We start from the raw sequence: 15,768 nt of genomic DNA, 5'->3' as shown, positions 1-15,768 counted from the left end.
GGCCGGCCCCGCTCCCTCTCGCCCCACCCGACCCCGAGGACACCATGACCGCCCCCGCCACCGCCTCACCGCTCCTGCTCACGCAGCGCCGGATCTGGATCATCTTCTCCGCGCTGATCGCCGGCATGCTCCTCTCCAGCCTCGACCAGACCATCGTCTCGACCGCGATGCCGACCATCGTCGGCCAGCTCGGCGGCGTCGAGCACCAGGCCTGGATCACCACCGCCTACCTGCTCGCGACCACGATCGTGATGCCGATCTACGGCAAGTTCGGCGACGTCCTCGGCCGCCGCACGCTGTTCCTGATCGCCATCGCGCTGTTCACCCTCGCCTCGGTCGGCTGCGCGCTGGCCGGCGACTTCTGGTCCTTCGTCGTCTTCCGCGCGCTGCAGGGCCTCGGCGGCGGCGGGCTGATGATCCTGTCGCAGGCGATCATCGCCGACATCGTGCCCGCCAACGAGCGCGGCAAGTACATGGGCCCGCTCGGCGCCGTCTTCGGCCTCTCCGCCGTCGCCGGCCCGCTGCTCGGCGGCCTCTTCGTCGACCACCTCACCTGGCAGTGGGCGTTCTACATCAACATCCCGGTCGGCATCGCGGCCTTCGCGATCGCCTGGTTCGCGCTGACCCTCCCCAGCAAGCGGGCGACCAAGCGGATCGACGTCCCGGGTGTGCTGCTGCTCTCGATCGCCACCACCTGCCTGATCTTCTTCACCGACTTCGGCGGCGACGCCGCGCACGGCTGGGGCGCCCTCGAGACCTGGGCGTTCGGCGCCGGGCTGATCGCCGCGGTCGCCGGCTTCATCTGGGTGGAGTCGCGCGCCGAGGACCCGATCATCCCGCTCAGCCTCTTCCGCAACCCGATCTTCGTGAACGCGACGGCGATCGGCCTCACCCTCGGCCTCGGCATGTTCTCGGCCATCGCCTTCGTGCCGACCTTCCTGCAGATGGCGTCCGGAACCTCCGCCGCCGCCTCTGGCCTGCTGATGCTGCCGATGATGGCGGGCCTGATGGGCACGTCGATCTACTCGGGCATCGCGATCTCGCGCACCGGCCGCTACAAGGCGTTCCCGATCGTCGGCGCGCTGCTCACCGGCCTCGCGATGGCGGCGATGACGACGCTCACCGCCGAGACGCCGATCCCGCTGATCTGCGTCTACCTCTTCTTCTTCGGCGCGGGGCTCGGCCTGATCATGCAGGTCATCGTCCTCGTCGTGCAGAACGCCGTCGCCCCCGAGATGATCGGCACGGCGACCAGCACCAACAACTACTTCCGCGAGGTGGGCGCCTCGCTCGGCGTGGCCGTGTTCGGCACGATCTTCACCAACTCCCTCGCCGAGAAGCTGACCGGCGTCTTCACCGACGCGGGCGTCGCCGACGTCGGAGCGGCCACCGCGACCCTCGACCCGCAGGCGCTGAGCGCCCTGCCGGACGAGGTCCGCGACGGCGTCGTCCGCGCCTACGCCGAGTCGCTGGCGCCGGTGTTCTGGTACCTGCTGCCCTTCATCGCGATCGCCTTCGTGCTCGCGCTGCTGCTCAAGCAGATCCCGCTGTCGGACCAGTCCGGCATGGTCGCCCGCGGCGAGGCCGTCGGCGGCGAGGAGGCGGAGCGCCTGCACCGCGAGAGCCTCGCGGCCCCGGCCACCGAGGTGCGGTCGGAGGCTCCGGAGGACGCGCGCGCCGACCGCTGACACGGGGGCCGGCCGCCGTCGCTCTTGTCGCGGCGGCGACCGGCCGCGACACTGGGGGCGTCCCTCACCGCGCGGTCCTCCTCCGGACCGGCGGCCGGGGCGCGAGCTGCGGCCGCCGCAGGTCCGGTCAGGAGGACGCGTGTCCCACACCGTCGACGAGCAGGCCGTCGCCTTCGAGGCGGAGCGCGGCCGGCTCACCCGGCTCGCCTCGCGGCTGCTCGACGACCACCACGAGGCCGAGGACGCGGTGCAGTCGGCGTGGCTGCGCCTGCACGGCACGACGGCCGCGATCGACAACCTGCCGGCCTGGCTGACGACGGTCACCACCCGGCTCTGCCTCGACCGGCTGCGCGCGCGCATCCCGGAGCCCGCCGAGCTCGTCGAGACCGGCACGGACACCGAAGGTGTGGGGCTCGAGCGCGCGGAGGCCGTCGGTCAGGCCCTGCACGTCGTCGTCGAGACCCTGACGCCCAACGAGCGCGTCGCGTTCGTGCTCGCGGATAGCTTCGGGGTCGACTTCGCGACGATCGGCGAGATCCTCGGTCGCAGCGCGGTCTCGGCGCGCAAGCTCGCCTCGCGGGCGCGCGCCAAGACGACGGCCGGAGCCGCAGACGGGCCGGTCGCCGACTGGCAGGTGGTCGACGCCTTCCTGGCGGCGGCGCGCGGCGGCGACCTGGCGCGACTGCTGCAGCTGCTGGCGCCGGGCGCGAGCATCCGCGCGGACGCGGACGCGCTCGCCGCGGGGACCCCGGAGCGGATCGACGGTCGCGAAGCCGTGGCCGCCTTCTTCGACGGCAGTGCTCATGCGGCGCTCGCCGCGATCGTCGACGGGCGGCCGGGCGCCGCCTGGTTCCACCGCGGAGCCCCGCAGGTCGCCTTCGACTTCACCGTTCTCGACGGGCGGGTCGCCGGCGTCGTCTTCCGGGCGGACCCGGCCGTGCTGGCGTCGATCGTCCGGCGCGAGGGCGCCGCGGTCGACGCGGGCTGACGCGCTCCGGCGTGTCGTGTCACATCGGCGGCTCCCCGGCCGTCGAACAGGAGAGAGGCCCACCCGGGCCCCGACAGAAGGAGCACCCGATGAAGACCATGACCTGCCGCCAGCTCGGCGGACCCTGCGATCTCGAGCACCGCGGCGACTCGGCCGACGTCGTCATCAACCTGCAGGACCGGCACCTGCGCGACGCGGTGAAGGGCGGCGACGCCGTCCACGAGGAGGCGCGCAACGACATGAAGAACCGCTGGCGCCACCCGGTGCAGTCGATGGGCTGGTACAACGGCGCCAAGCGCACGTTCGCCGAGCTGCCGGAGGGCTGACCCTGCCGGCGCCGGTGTCGACCCGGCGTCAGGCGGGCAGCAGACCGATGATCACGGCCATCACGAGGATCGTGACGAGCTCGTGCGTGATGTTCAGGATCGTCAGCTTGGCCGGCCGGCCCTCGAAGGCGTCGTGGGTGATCATCCGCGCGGCGGTGAAGCCGACGAAGAGGAACAGCCCGGTGATCACCGAGTTCGCGAACCAGCTGCCGCCGTAGAAGGCGTGCGCGATGTCGACGCAGCCGGCCAGGACGAGCGCGGTGACCAGGCTGACCACGACGGTGACGAGGACCGGGACGACCGCGCTGCGGCTGCTCATCTGCTCCCGGCTGATGCCGGCCAGCCGCATCCAGAGCGTGCCGAAGACCTTCGGGGTGTACCAGATCGAGCCGACGAGCATCGTCGACAGGGTGGCCAGTCCGACCGCCCATGGGTTGATGTCGGGGACCACGGCGGCCGCCTCTCGGGGTGTCCCGGTCGCGCGGGGATCGCGGCGGCGGCGGGTGCGCTCACCCTAGCGGCGGGCCGGTTCCCGGGGGCGGCTCCGCGACCGGACGCGGAACGGGCCCTGGCCTCCACGCGAGGCCCGTTTCCCGGCGCGCGACCGGACGGGGATCGGGCTCCGCTCCGGGCGCAGCGCCCGGTTCGGGTCCGTTCGCAGTCGGAGCCGCGTGCGAATGGACGGAAATCGGGCTCCCCTCCAGGCACAGGGCCCGTTTCGGGTCCGTTCGCGTGAGGGTCTCCTGCTCCGCGGCGGCTCACGGAGTCAGCTTCGGCTTCTGGGATCTGCTCCGGCTCGCGGAGTCGGCTCCGGCTCGCGGAGTCACCTCCGGCTCGTGGAATCGACTCGATCCGGCGAGCCGAGCCTCTTTCCACGTGCCGGAGGTCCACCGCACCGGCCTCGGCTCGCAGGAACAGCCTCGGCTCGTGAGAACCGGCCGATCCCACGAGCCGGACCCGGATCCACGTGCCGAACGTCGCGAGCGCCACCGCCGACGTCCAGCTCCGGCTCGCGGAATCAGCTCCGGCTCGTGGGATCCGCCCGATTCAGCGAGCCGAACCGCGTTCCGCGAGCCGGAGGTCCGTCGCCGACTCGCGCCGCATCGTCACCGCGTCACAGCGCGGGCGCGCGGACCGAGGCGTCAGGAGCCCTGTCCCGATGCTCCACTCGCGGTCCGCGGGTGCCGTCGGGCGAGCAGCCAGCCCGCGCAGAACGCCAGCACGAGCAGGCCGAGCATGATCAGCGCGGCGGCGGTCGCCAGGCCGGGAGGGACGACCATCGTCCCGACGGGCGAGAACATCGTCTCCGAGAGCGGCGCGTACGCGAACCAGCCGAACGACACCTCGCGCGGAGTGGCGGCCGACACGACGATCCCGCTCACGACGAGCAGCACGCCCGCCACCACGGGCAGGAGCCGGCGCCTCGTCCTCATGCCTCCACGGTAGAGGGCGGGCGCCGACCCGGCGGCACCGGCTACGGCGAGACCATCCCGCCGTTGACGTTCAGCGTCTCGCCGACCACGTAGCTCGACTCCGCCGACGCGAGGAAGACGTAGGCGGGCGCCTGCTCAGCCGGCTGCGCCGCGCGGCCCATCGGCGCCTCGCTCGAGCCGAACTCGGGGAGGCTCTCCGGGTCGACGCCCGCGGTCACCTGCAGCACCGACCAGGTCGGCCCCGGCGCGACGACGTTCACCCGGATGCCCTTCGACGCGAGCTGCTGAGCGAGCCCCTTCGACAGGTTGTTGATCGCGCCCTTGGTCATCGCGTAGTCGAGGCGGTCGGGCGCGGGCTTGTGCGCCTCGGCCGAGGCCGTGTTGATGATGGTGGAGCCCGCGGGGAGGTGCGGGAGCGCCGCCTTGATGATGCGGAACGGCGCGAAGACGTTGATCGCGAAGGTCGTCTCGAACTGCTCGTCGCTGAGCTCGAGCACGTCGTCCTGCCAGACCTGCTTGCCTGCGACGTTGACGACCGTGTCGAGGCCGCCGAGCCCCTCGACGGCCTTCGCGACCAGGTCCCGGCAGTACTGCGCGTCGGTCAGGTCGCCCGGGATCGTCACGGCGGTGCGGCCGGCCGCGCGGATCAGCTCGACGACGTGCTGGGCGTCCTCCTCCTCGTCGGGGAGGTAGGCGAGCGCGATGTCCGCGCCCTCGCGGGCGAAGGCGATCGCGACCGCCGCACCGATGCCGGAGTCGGCGCCCGTGATCAGCGCGCGCCTCCCGGTGAGGCGGCCGGTGCCGCGGTAGCTGTCCTCGCCGAGGTCCGGGACAGGGGTCATCCGCGACTGGAGGCCGGGCTCGGGCTGCTGCTGCACCGGCGGCGTGACGTTCGGGTACTGCGTGGCGGGGTTCGTGAAGGTGTACTGGTCGGGCATGGGGTCCTCCGGGGTCGTCGAGCGGGCGGGGCGCCGTCGTTCCGCGGCACCGGCCCTCCTCGACGCTAGCCGCGGCCCGCGTGCCGACGGGGGAGCTTGACGGGCGCCCCGTCCGTCCTGCGGCGCCTGCCGTCCACCCCCGGGCGATAGCGTCGTAGTCATGCCGTCCCGCCCCGTCTCCGCCGCGAAGCGCCGCCTGGCCATCTCGGCCTTCATGCTCGTCTTCGGCATCGGGATGGCCTCCTGGGTCGTGCGGACCCCGGCGGTCCGCGACCTGCTCGCGGCCTCGACCGCGGAGATGGGCCTCGTCCTGCTGGGCCTCTCGGTCGGCTCGATGAGCGGAGTCCTGTCCTCCGCCGCCGTGGTCCGCCGGCAGGGGGTGCGCTTCACCGTCGTGATCGGCGGCGCCTCCTTCGTCACCGGCATCGCGCTGACCGGCGTCTTCGCCGAGCTCTCCACCCCGTTCGGCGTCGCCGCCGGCCTCGCCCTCGTCGGCTTCGGGATCGGCATCTCCGAGATCGCGCTCAACGTGGAGGGAGCGGCGCTGGAGACGCTCACGGGCCGCTCGGTCCTCCCCGCGCTGCACGGCTTCTACAGTCTCGGCACCGTCACCGGCGCGGTCGCGGGCATCGGCCTCACGGCGATCGACTTCCCCGTGGTCTGGCAGCTCGTCGGAGTCGCGGTCGTCGCGCTCGCGCTCCTGGTCACCGTCATCCGGTCCATCCCCGTTGAGACCGGGCGAGTGGAGCGCGCCGTCGAGGGCGCTCCCCGCGAGAAGGTCCGCTCGACGCCGGTCTGGCAGCAGCCGCGCGTGCTGATGCTCGGCCTGATCGTGCTCGCCCTGGCGCTGGCCGAGGGCTCGGCGACCGACTGGCTGCCGCTGCTCATGGTCGACGGCCACGGCGTCTCCGCCACCGTCGGCACCGTGGTGTTCACCGCCTTCGCCGCGGCGATGACCGTCGGCCGCTTCCTCGGCACCCCGCTGCTGGCCCGCTTCGGCAAGGCGACCGTGCTGCTGGCGAGCACCCTCGTCTCGGCGGTCGGGATCGGCATCGTCGTCTTCGCCGACAACGCCGTCGTGGCCGGCGCAGCCGTCGTCCTCTGGGGCCTGGGCGCGGCCCTCGGCTTCCCGGTCACGCTCTCCGCCGCGGGCGAGAGCGAGGACCCGACCTCCGCCGTCGCCGCCGTCGCGACCGCCGGCTACATCGCCTTCCTCGTCGGCCCGCCCCTGCTCGGCTTCCTCGGCGAGCACTTCGGCCTCCGCGGCGCGATGGCCGTCGTCCTCGTGCTGGTCGCCCTCGCCTCGCTCCTCACCTCGGCCGCGAAGCCCCGTGTCCCGCGCGAGCGCGTCCCGGCCTGACCGCCCGCCCTCGGCCGCCGATCGCTCCGCGAACTCTGCGCGGAGCGGCCCGCCAGATGGTGATCGAGTAGCCCGCGCAGTTGGCGTATCGAGATCGACCCTCCTGGGGAGACGAGCCTCGACGCCCGCCCTTCGACGAACGGTCGGTCTCGATACGCCCCTTCGGGGCTACTCGACCAGCATGAACCGGCGAGTACCGGCTCATGGAAGAGCACGCGCAGCGGCACCTTCTCATGCTGATCGAGTAGCCCGCGGAGCGGGCGTATCGAGATCCACCACCGTCAGCACCTGAGTCTGCAGACCCGCCCTGCTGGTGACGGCGGGTCTCGATGCGCCACTGCGGGGCTACTCGACCAGCAAAGGCTGCGGGCAGCTCTTCCAAGTGGATCCGCCGGCAGGCCCGGCCTCAGGCCGTCGCGTCCGCGACCACCCAGGGGAAGGCCTCGGCCTTCGAGCGGGCGCCCTGGCGGGCCTTCGAGCGGTTCGGCTCCTCGACGTCGGCGAGCAGCCGCTCGGACTGGCGGACGAGCGCGGCGAAGCGCTCGGTGTCGAGCCAGTCGGGGCGCATCGCGAAGACGAGGTCCTCGGTGGCGGTGTTGCCGCTCGCGCCGGGTGCGAACGGGCAGCCGCCCAGCCCGCCGAGCGCGCCGTCGACGACGGTCGCGCCGGCGCGGACGGCGGTCAGCGCGTTGACCACGCCGGCGCCCCAGGTGTCGTGCCCGTGGAAGACGATCTCGCGCGGCGGCGTCTCGGCGGCGACCCGGGAGACGAGCGAGAACACCTGCTCGGGATGGGCCTGGCCGAGGGTGTCGCAGATGACGACGTCCTCAGCGCCGGCCGCGCGGGGGTCGTTCGCGATCGCGAGCACCCGCTCCTCGGGCACCGGGCCCTCGAAGGGGCAGGTGAAGGAGGTGGCGATGCAGAGCTGGATGCGTCCGCCGACCGCGTGCGCGAGGGCGACGGCTTCGGGCATCGCGTCGAGGCTCGCCTCGGTGCTCCGCCCGATGTTGGCGCGGTTGTGGGAGTCGGAGGCCGAGAAGCAGTACTGGAAGTTGCGCGCACCGGCCGCCGCTGCTCGCTCGATGTGGCGCGGGGTCGCCACCCAGACCCAGCAGTGCTCGAGCTCCTCGGCGGTCAGCGCCGCGACGACCTCGAGCGTGTTGGCCATCGGCGGCACGAGATCGCCCCGGGCGAGCGAGCCGATCTCCAGCTCGGGGACGCCCGCCGCGAGGAGCGCCCGGACCAGCTCGACCTTGCGCTCGGTCGAGAGGAGCTTGCCGGTCAGCTGCAGTCCGTCGCGGAGGGTGACGTCGCGCAGCCGGACGGTGCGGTCGGCGCCGGTCATCGCGTCTCCGCCGCCGCTGCGTCGTCGATCGGCTTCCGTCCGAGCATCGCCAGGACCTCCTCGGTGTCGTGGCCCAGCGCGGGCGCGAGCGTGCGGATGGGGAGCGAGCGGTCGCCGAGCACCGGGACGATGCCGGGGAAGCCGACGCCCTCGATGATCCCGGCGCCCGTGTCGACGTCGAACTTCTGGATCATGCCGCGGGCCGCGTACTGCTCGTTCGTGCTGATGTCGGCGGCGGTGAGGATCGGGCCGGAGGGGACGCCGCGTTCGTCGAGGATCGCGAGCGCCGCGTCCGAGGTCGTCGTGGCGGTCCAGGCGCCGATCGCGGCGTCGAGCTCGTCGCGGCGGCGCCAGCGGCCGTCGTTGGTGAGCAGGTCCGGGTCCTCGGCCAGGTCGGCGCGGTCGATGATCGCCATCAGCCGCTGGAAGATCGCGTCGCCGTTGGCCGCGACGACGATGCTCGAGCCGTCGCCGCAGACGTAGGCGTTCGTCGGCGCGATGCCCTCCATCCGGCCGCCGACGCGCTCGCGGACGATGCCGTGCGCCTGGTAGTCGGGGATGAGCGACTCCATCATCGAGAACATCGCCTCGTTCAGGGCGACGTCGATCACCCGCTCGACCAGCGGTGCCGGACCGAGCCCGGCGGCGCGGCGGGTCTCGCGCTGGAAGAGCGCCATCATCACCCCGTAGCCGGCGTAGAGGCCGGCGATGGAATCGCCGATCGAGACGCCGACGCGGACGGGTGGGCGGTCCGGGTCGCCGACCAGCTCGCGGAAGCCGCCCATCGCCTCGGCGACCGCCGCGAAGCCCGGCCGGCTGGAGAGCGGCCCGGTCTGGCCGAACGCGGAGATGCGGCCGATGACCAGCTCGGGGTTCGCCTCGTTCAGCACGTCCGGTCCGATGCCCCAGCGCTCGAGGGTCCCCGGGCGGAAGTTCTCCAGGACGACGTCGCACTCGGCGGCGAGTCCGCGGACGGCGTCACGGCCCTCCTCCGTGCGCAGATCGAGCGCGACCGAGCGCTTGCTGCGGTTGAGGGTGTGGAAGAGCATCGATGTCGTCGAGCCGGGGTGCAGCCGCCACTTGCGCAGCTCGTCGCCCGTGCCGGGGCGCTCGACCTTGATCACGTCGGCGCCGAAGTCGGCGAGCAGGCGGCCCGCGGTGGGGGCGGCGATGAAGTTGCCCAGCTCGAGGACGCGGACGCCGGCGAGCGGAGCGGGAGAGGGAGTCGGAGCGGGGGGAGGTGCGGTGGTCATCACGGCCTTTCGGTCTCCACGAGCGTGCCACGGATCCCGTGCATCGTCGCGGTCCGGCGCAGGAGACGCCACTCCTCCCCAACGGTGCGGATCGCGGAGCTCTCCACAGTTCGCTCCCGTGGCCCTCTGCCGTGCGGAGGGCCAGCAGTACTTTCCTCCCGATGGGGCTGACCACCGTCCCGGCACAGGCCCCACGCCACGTCCTCCGGCGCTGATCCGGCTCGGCACGACCCTCCCTCGGAAAGGCACGAACGATGACCCACCCCCACGACGAGCTGCCCCTGCGCATCACCGAGCGCTTCGACCTGCCCGACGGCCGGGTCACGGTCAGCGCCTGGTCGGCCCGCGATCCCGAGCAGCTGGAGCAGCAGCTCCGCACCCGGGCCGGCCGCGCCGATCCGGAGCGCGAACCGGGCCGGCGCCTGCACCTCGTGCGCCCGCCGCTCGTGCGCATCGAGGAGCGGATCGACGGCGTCCTGCAGCCGATCGACCCGCTGCAGCGCGCGGTGGTCGACGTCCGCTGGCACACGGCGCTGACCCGCTCGCGCCGACCGGCCCGGCTGCGCCGACTCGTCGGCCCCCGGGACCTCCCCACGACCGAGCCCCCGTCGGACCTCGCCCGCTGGACCGAGCGGCGCCCGCCGGGGGAACACCCGACGGGCGAGGACCGAGGGCCGCGCGGGCCGTGATCTTCCGGCTCGGGCGTCGATCGGTGATGTCGTCGTGCGACGCCCAGCGTCCCCGCCGATGAAGATCAGCGAAAGCGCCGATACCGGTTCCGAGGAGGCCGATCGCGGCGAGGACGATCCACCACGTCGGCTCGTCCTCGGCGGCAGCGGAGAACGTGAAGAACGTCCCCCTGCTGAACATGATCAGCGAGGACGAGCCGCCGTCCTGAGCCGATGCTCCGGCTCTCCGTCTACCGCCCGCGCCGGCGGAAGTCGACGAAAGCGCTGTATCCCGTCAGGAGCAACGTCGTCGCCATGAGGACGTTCCACCACACGGGGCGGTTCTCGGCGGCGGCGATGAAGACGAACACAGTGCCGGTCGTGAAGGCGACAAGCGCAGTCGAGACGCCCGTTTCGCTCTTGCGAGTCACAGCAGGCCGCCTTGAGCGCGGCCACGCCGGTCACTTCCCCTGCCGGATCGCCGACAGCATCGATGATCACTCACCCGGCTCGACACGACGATGGTCGGATGGATTGTCGACTTCGTTCGCATGACCATTCTGTGCACTCCTTCGTGACTTCAGACCGACGTCTTCGAGCGTGAGAAGACCGTTCGGTTCCGCGCTCTGCGGTTGACGATGAAGAGTAGGAGGGTCGAACGGCTGGTCCCATCGCCATGGCGCTCGACGGGCATCCGCCCCGCCCGGCCGTGGAGGCCGAGCGCTCCGGCTCGGAGAGAGGGCTCCCGCGGCGGGTGTGTGTGAGCGCCGCCTCGAAGGACGCGCGACCAGCGCCAGTACGGACGTCTGCCGGTCGCTCGTCCTGCCGGCTCCGCTGGTGGACGGGTCCTTCTGCGGCGCTGAGCGACCGCCTCGATGCTCATCACCCAGTGATGCAACTGGCGCGAGATGCAGCATACGAATATGACAACAGGGCTCTGCGGGAGGACACCGCTTCACGACGGAAAGGGTGAAGGCCGGACTTCGAAACTCGACCTTCGATGTCGAGCCGCTTCACGCCCCACGACGGAACCGCCGCCGAACCTCTCCCGGTGGAACGGGAGGAGTTCGACGGCGGCTCCGGAACAGCCCGGCGGCCCGGCGGCCCGACGGCCCCGCTCAGCCCTTGACCGCTCCGGACGTCATGCCGGCGACGATCTGGCGGTTGAAGAAGATGTACATCACCAGCGGCGGGATGGTGATCAGCAGCACGTCCATGAAGAGGAGGTTCCACGACGACACCGACTGCGAGGAGAAGTTGTAGAGCGTGAGCTGCACGGTCGCGTTGTCGTCGCCGGGGAGGAAGTACAGCGCGTAGGTGAAGTCGTTGAAGACCGTCACGGCCTGGACGACGATCACCGTCACGATCACCGGCTTCAGCAGCGGCAGCACCACGGTGAAGAACAGGCGGAAGGGGCCGGCGCCGTCGATGGTCGCCGCCTCGTCCAGCTCGCGGGGGATGGTCGAGACGAAGGCGCGGAACAGGAGGATGCAGAAGGAGAGGCCGAACGCGACGTGCACCGCGATCAGGCCGGGCAGCGTCTTGAAGAGCTCGAGGCCCTGCAGGACCCAGATCGTCGGGACGACGGCGGGCGGGATGATCAGGCCGGCCAGGACGAAGCCGTTGACGAGCGGGTTCCACTTCGAGCGGCGGCGCTGGAGGACGTAGCCGACCATCGCGGCGAGGACCACCATCACCGTGACGGAGACGATCGTCAGGATCGCGCTGTTCGCGAAGGCCCGCAGCAGCACGAAGTTCCGGGCCGAGACCACCTCCTGCAGGTTCTCGAGGAACACCCACTGCGTCGGCAGGGTGAAGCCGAGCAGCGACGACTCCTGCTGCGTCTTCGCGGCGGTGAGCACGATGAAGAGGAAGGGGACGATGAAGACGAGGACGGCGAGGACGATCGCGAGGATCCCGCCGCCGTAGCGCCAGGTCCGGGAGCCGCGGCCGACGCCGCGCTGGCGCACCTTCGCGCGCAGCGGGTCGTCCTGGAGCGGGGTCGGCGAGAGCGGGGCGGGCGTGAGCGGCGTGGTGGTCACAGCTCCTTGTCCTTCCGGTTGAGCCAGGCCGACAGCGGGAAGATCAGCGCTGCGACGACGAGGAAGAGGATGACGTTGCCGGCGGTCGAGAGGCCGTAGAAGCCGGCCTGGTACTGCTTGTAGATGACCGAGGCGACCACGTCGCTGGTGAAGCCGGGCCCGCCCTTGGTCATCGCCCAGATCAGGTCGAACGAGCGCAGCCCCCCGATCAGCGAGAGCAGGATCACCGTCACGGTGGCGGGGCGCAGCAGCGGCAGCGTGATGTGCCGGAAGTTGTGCCAGGCGCCGGCGCCGTCGACGCGGGCGGCCTCGAAGTAGTCCTGCGGGATCGCGACGATGCCGGCGATGTAGATGAGCGTCGCGAGTCCGACGCCCTTCCAGACGTCGACGAGCGCGACCGAGAAGAGCGCCCACTGCGGGTCGGTGAGCCAGCCCGGGCCGGCGAGGCCGATCGTCGCGAGGCCCTGGTTGATCAGGCCGTCGAAGGGGTCGAGCAGCACCTTGAAGGTGATGCCGATGCCGATCGTCGACACCAGCACCGGGAAGAACACCACGCTGCGGAGGAAGCCGCGGCCGATGATCTGCGAGCTCAGCAGCACGCCGAGCGCCATGCCGAGCACGATCTTCAGGCCCGAGGTGATCGCCGCGTAGATGAAGGTGTTGACGAAGCCGGTCGTCAGCGCCGGGTCCTGGAAGAACTCGACGAAGTTCTCGAAGCCGATGAAGGTCGAGTCGAAGAGCGTCCAGCGAGTGAGGGAGAAGTAGAGGGAGGCGACCGTCGGGACGAGGAACAGGACCACGTAGAAGACGCCGGCCGGGAGGTAGAACCACGTCGGGTACGGGCTCTTCATGGCCTTGCGCCGTTTCGGCGGCTCGGGGGAGCGGGAGGGTTCGGAGCGCCGGGCCGGGCGCTTCTCCATCGTTGCGGTCATCAGATCTCCGTCGATCGGCCGGGGGAGGGGTGGGAGGGCGGTGCGCCCGGGGGAAGGGGCCGGGTGCGGAGGGGCTGCCTCCGCTCCCGGCCCCCGAGGCTCACCAGCCGTCGAGGCCGAGCTGCTTGGCCTGCTTCGTGACGTCGTCGTCGTACTGCTGAGCACCCTCCGCGGCGGGCGTGATGCCCGAGCCGACGGCGACGGTGATCTGCTCGAGCGCCGGTCCCTTGATCGGCGAGAGGAACTCGAGCGCGAGGCCCGTGTCACCGCTGTCGAAGTAGGGCTGCATGTCCGACACGAGGGCGGGCACATCGTCGGGCAGCGTGCAGCCGTCGATCACGAACGGACCCTGGGGCGCCGCGATCTCGCTCTGGATGTCGCAGCTCTCGGGGGTGACCAGGAAGGCCATCAGCTTCTTGGCGCTCTCGAGCTTCGCGCCCTCGGTCGACTTGGGCACGTAGACCGCGTTGGGCTGCCAGACGGTCAGCGGGTTGGAGTCGGCCGACTCGCCGGGCAGCGGGAAGAGGCCGACCTTGTCGAGCGAGTCCGGGTAGTTCTGGATCAGCGGGCCGGCCGCGAAGGTCAGCATCGGGTACTGCGCGCCCTCGCCGGTCGCGACCATGCGGACGCCGTCGTCGTAGGTGGCGGAGGCGTAGTCCTCGTTCACCAGGCCCGACTCGGCGACCTGCTGGAGGTGCTCGAAGCCGGCCAGCGCCGGCTCGTCGACGTACTTGGCCTCGTTGGCCGTGTACTGCTCGGCCCACTCCGGGTCCTGCTCCAGCACGTTGGCGAAGTCGCCGAGCACGAAGAGCTGCGAGGTCCAGGTGTCGCCGTAGGTCTGGATGATCGGCGCGACGTCGCCGGCGGCCTTGATCTTCTCGCTGTTCGCGATGAACTCGTCCCAGGTCTTCGGCACGGTCAGGCCGAGCGAGCTGTAGACGTCCTTGTTGTAGAGGACCGCGCCGCCCATCGCCTGGCCGAGCGGGATGCCGTAGAGGTCCGAGTCGGTCGAGACCACGGTGCGGAAGCCCTCGTCGAGCGAGTCGACCCACGCCTCGTCCGAGAGCGGCGCGAGGTTCTGGTCGGGGTTCAGCGCCTGGAAGAGCGAGCCCGAGTTGTAGGCGAAGACGTCGTTCATCTCGCCGGTCGCGAGGCGCGTCTTGACGAGGTTGTCGCCCTCGCTGCCCTGCGGCCGGGTCTCGATGTCGAGGGTGATGCCGTCGTTCTCCTCCTCGAACTTCGTCTTCAGCGCGTCCCAGAGCTCGACGGTCGCCGTCTGGTTGTCGATGAGCACGCTCAGCGTGGAGCCGTCGGCGGAATCGCCTCCTCCTCCTCCGGTGCTGCAGCCGGTGAGCGCGAGAGCGAGAGCCGCTCCTCCTGCGCCGAGGGCGAGCACTGCTCGCCGGTTCTGTCGGGTCGACATCACTACCTCCATGTAGGGACAACTTCTTCGTTGCGGGGGTGCCCGGGGGCTGTCGTCCTGCTCGCCGGACCGTTCGGAAGGCCGGGCTGCGGGGCGACGCAGGGAGAACCTACGTCCGTGTCGTGAAACGTGTCAACGAAATCGGGCAAATTCGTGGATCGATCTACACGATCGAGAATGAACCGTTACAGTGGCGTTCGCGGAGGCCCCGATCGGGGCGCGTCCGCCACGGCACGCACGGCACGACAGGCAGCGCGAGGAGGCGATGATGAGCTCGATCGAGACCGGCCACACCGGCCCCGCGACCATCCAGGACGTCGCGCTGCACGCCGGCGTCTCGCGAGCTGCGGTCTCCAAGGTCATCCGCAACGCCTACGGCGTCAGCGCCTCGATGCGCGAGCGGGTCACCGCCGCGATCGAGGAGCTCGACTACCGGCCGAGCGTCGCGGCTCGCGCCATGCGCGGTGCCAGCTTCACCATCGGCGTCGAGGTGCCCTCGCTCGGCAACTCCTTCTTCAACCGCATCGTCACCGGCGCCTCCGCCGCGCTCGAGGGCAGCCGCTACCAGCTGATCGTCGCTCCGGCGCAGAGCGACTCCGGCGAGGGCTTCCGCGCGATCGAGGCGCTCTTCGACCGCCAGGTCGACGGGATGATCGCCGTCTCGCCGATGGTCGAGCCCGCCTGGCTCGAGCGGCTGGCCGCCCGCACGCCGATCGTGATGCTCGGCCGGCACGACGACTCCACCGGCTACGACACCGTCACCAACGACGACGTCGCGGGGACCGACCTCGTCCTCGATCACCTGCTGGAGCTCGGGCACCGCCGCATCGCGCACCTCACCATCAGCGACGACATCACCAGCCGGGTGGCCGCAGCGCCGCACTCCGTGCGCCTCGTCCGGTACCGCGAGCGGATGGCGTCGGCGGGTCTCGCGGACGAGCTGCAGGTCGTCCACCTCGGCACGGAGCGCCTCGACGCCTACGAGCGCTCGCTCGAGCTCCTCCGCTCGCCCGACCGGCCGACGGCCGTCTTCGCCGGCAACGACGCGCTCGCCCTCGACGCGCTCTGGGCGCGCGACGAGCTCGGGCTCACCGCGGCCGACGTCGCGATCGTCGGCTACGACGACATCGAGGTCGCCGGGCACCCCGGGATCTCGCTGACGACCGTCGACCAGTCGGGCGAGGAGCTCGGCGACCGCGCCGTGCGCCTCCTGCTCGAGCGCCTCGAGGGCCGGACCGAGCCGGTGCACTTCCAGCTCACTCCCGTGCTGCGCGTCCGCTCCTCCTCCGCGCCGGGCGCCCCGCGCCACCGGCCGACCGCCCACGACCACCCCTGACACTCCGACCACCCCGACCACTTCTGACAGAAGGAC

Annotated in this window: 15 protein-coding genes; 6 read left to right on the top strand and 9 right to left on the bottom strand. The window is 71.5% G+C overall.

Annotation, left to right across the window (positions count from 1 at the left end; translation table 11 throughout):
* The first annotated feature begins 44 nt into the window (after window positions 1-44).
* From C1I64_RS13295 to C1I64_RS13285, 3 genes are all read left to right on the top strand, one after another.
* Complete coding sequence (locus C1I64_RS13295) at window positions 45-1,688, top strand: MDR family MFS transporter (RefSeq protein WP_127887527.1); 1,644 nt, start codon at window positions 45-47, stop codon at window positions 1,686-1,688.
* 139 nt (window positions 1,689-1,827) lie between these two features.
* Window positions 1,828-2,676, top strand: a complete 849-nt coding sequence (locus C1I64_RS13290) for a sigma factor (RefSeq protein ID WP_127887526.1) — start codon at window positions 1,828-1,830, stop codon at window positions 2,674-2,676.
* Window positions 2,677-2,765: 89 nt separating this feature from the next.
* Window positions 2,766-3,002: a hypothetical protein gene (locus C1I64_RS13285; protein WP_127887525.1), complete on the top strand. Its 237-nt coding sequence runs from the start codon at window positions 2,766-2,768 to the stop codon at window positions 3,000-3,002.
* Window positions 3,003-3,030: 28 nt separating this feature from the next.
* Here C1I64_RS13285 and C1I64_RS13280 read toward each other — a convergent pair whose 3' ends face one another.
* The 3 genes from C1I64_RS13280 to C1I64_RS13270 form a co-directional block, all read right to left on the bottom strand.
* A complete protein-coding gene (locus tag C1I64_RS13280) occupies window positions 3,031-3,453 on the bottom strand; it encodes a DUF1761 domain-containing protein (RefSeq protein WP_127887524.1) in 423 nt (140 codons plus the stop codon).
* Between the two features lie 691 nt (window positions 3,454-4,144).
* Window positions 4,145-4,435, bottom strand: coding sequence for a hypothetical protein (locus C1I64_RS13275; RefSeq protein ID WP_127887523.1), 291 nt, complete (start codon window positions 4,433-4,435; stop codon window positions 4,145-4,147).
* 41 nt (window positions 4,436-4,476) lie between these two features.
* Window positions 4,477-5,373 carry an SDR family oxidoreductase gene (locus C1I64_RS13270; protein ID WP_127887522.1) on the bottom strand — a complete coding sequence of 299 codons (897 nt, stop codon included), beginning with the start codon at window positions 5,371-5,373 and terminating at the stop codon, window positions 4,477-4,479.
* A 160-nt stretch (window positions 5,374-5,533) separates the two neighbouring features.
* Here C1I64_RS13270 and C1I64_RS13265 point away from each other — a divergent pair, with 160 nt between their 5' ends.
* Window positions 5,534-6,733, top strand: coding sequence for an MFS transporter (locus C1I64_RS13265; protein WP_123446743.1), 1,200 nt, complete (start codon window positions 5,534-5,536; stop codon window positions 6,731-6,733).
* A gap of 406 nt (window positions 6,734-7,139) precedes the next feature.
* Here the strand turns inward: C1I64_RS13265 and C1I64_RS13260 are convergent, their stop codons facing one another.
* Both C1I64_RS13260 and C1I64_RS13255 read right to left on the bottom strand, forming a co-directional pair.
* Window positions 7,140-8,078, bottom strand: a complete 939-nt coding sequence (locus tag C1I64_RS13260; protein WP_127887521.1) for a hydroxymethylglutaryl-CoA lyase — start codon at window positions 8,076-8,078, stop codon at window positions 7,140-7,142.
* Entirely contained in the window at window positions 8,075-9,331 is a 1,257-nt protein-coding gene (locus C1I64_RS13255) for a CaiB/BaiF CoA transferase family protein (RefSeq protein ID WP_127887520.1), read from the bottom strand. The genes C1I64_RS13260 and C1I64_RS13255 overlap by 4 nt, the downstream gene beginning before the upstream one ends.
* A gap of 254 nt (window positions 9,332-9,585) precedes the next feature.
* Here C1I64_RS13255 and C1I64_RS13250 point away from each other — a divergent pair, with 254 nt between their 5' ends.
* Entirely contained in the window at window positions 9,586-10,020 is a 435-nt protein-coding gene (locus C1I64_RS13250; protein WP_127887519.1) for a hypothetical protein, read from the top strand.
* 230 nt (window positions 10,021-10,250) lie between these two features.
* Here the strand turns inward: C1I64_RS13250 and C1I64_RS13245 are convergent, their stop codons facing one another.
* The 4 genes from C1I64_RS13245 to C1I64_RS13230 form a co-directional block, all read right to left on the bottom strand.
* Entirely contained in the window at window positions 10,251-10,430 is a 180-nt protein-coding gene (locus C1I64_RS13245) for a hypothetical protein (protein WP_127887518.1), read from the bottom strand.
* Window positions 10,431-11,117: 687 nt separating this feature from the next.
* Window positions 11,118-11,915 (bottom strand): carbohydrate ABC transporter permease, encoded by a 798-nt coding sequence (locus C1I64_RS13240; protein WP_372487890.1) that lies wholly within the window; start codon window positions 11,913-11,915, stop codon window positions 11,118-11,120.
* A 122-nt stretch (window positions 11,916-12,037) separates the two neighbouring features.
* Window positions 12,038-12,973 (bottom strand): carbohydrate ABC transporter permease, encoded by a 936-nt coding sequence (locus C1I64_RS13235; RefSeq protein WP_123705466.1) that lies wholly within the window; start codon window positions 12,971-12,973, stop codon window positions 12,038-12,040.
* A gap of 100 nt (window positions 12,974-13,073) precedes the next feature.
* Complete coding sequence (locus tag C1I64_RS13230; protein ID WP_243587740.1) at window positions 13,074-14,396, bottom strand: ABC transporter substrate-binding protein; 1,323 nt, start codon at window positions 14,394-14,396, stop codon at window positions 13,074-13,076.
* Between the two features lie 268 nt (window positions 14,397-14,664).
* On the opposite strand from C1I64_RS13230, the gene C1I64_RS13225 reads away from it, so the two are divergent.
* Complete coding sequence (locus C1I64_RS13225; protein ID WP_127887517.1) at window positions 14,665-15,732, top strand: LacI family DNA-binding transcriptional regulator; 1,068 nt, start codon at window positions 14,665-14,667, stop codon at window positions 15,730-15,732.
* The last annotated feature ends 36 nt before the right edge of the window (window positions 15,733-15,768 follow it).

The organism is Rathayibacter festucae DSM 15932, from assembly GCF_004011135.1.
GTDB classification, from domain to species: domain Bacteria; phylum Actinomycetota; class Actinomycetes; order Actinomycetales; family Microbacteriaceae; genus Rathayibacter; species Rathayibacter festucae.
This window is presented reverse-complemented; position numbering and strand designations above follow the sequence as displayed.

Coding starts and splice junctions, on each gene's coding strand:
- C1I64_RS13295 (WP_127887527.1), top strand. CDS start 45: ATGACCGCCCCCGCCACCGCCTCACCGCTCCTGCTCACGCAGCGCCGG.
- C1I64_RS13285 (WP_127887525.1), top strand. CDS start 2,766: ATGAAGACCATGACCTGCCGCCAGCTCGGCGGACCCTGCGATCTCGAG.
- C1I64_RS13275 (WP_127887523.1), bottom strand. CDS start 4,435: ATGAGGACGAGGCGCCGGCTCCTGCCCGTGGTGGCGGGCGTGCTGCTC.
- C1I64_RS13270 (WP_127887522.1), bottom strand. CDS start 5,373: ATGCCCGACCAGTACACCTTCACGAACCCCGCCACGCAGTACCCGAAC.
- C1I64_RS13265 (WP_123446743.1), top strand. CDS start 5,534: ATGCCGTCCCGCCCCGTCTCCGCCGCGAAGCGCCGCCTGGCCATCTCG.
- C1I64_RS13260 (WP_127887521.1), bottom strand. CDS start 8,078: ATGACCGGCGCCGACCGCACCGTCCGGCTGCGCGACGTCACCCTCCGC.
- C1I64_RS13255 (WP_127887520.1), bottom strand. CDS start 9,331: ATGACCACCGCACCTCCCCCCGCTCCGACTCCCTCTCCCGCTCCGCTC.
- C1I64_RS13250 (WP_127887519.1), top strand. CDS start 9,586: ATGACCCACCCCCACGACGAGCTGCCCCTGCGCATCACCGAGCGCTTC.
- C1I64_RS13235 (WP_123705466.1), bottom strand. CDS start 12,973: ATGACCGCAACGATGGAGAAGCGCCCGGCCCGGCGCTCCGAACCCTCC.
- C1I64_RS13230 (WP_243587740.1), bottom strand. CDS start 14,396: ATGTCGACCCGACAGAACCGGCGAGCAGTGCTCGCCCTCGGCGCAGGA.
- C1I64_RS13225 (WP_127887517.1), top strand. CDS start 14,665: ATGAGCTCGATCGAGACCGGCCACACCGGCCCCGCGACCATCCAGGAC.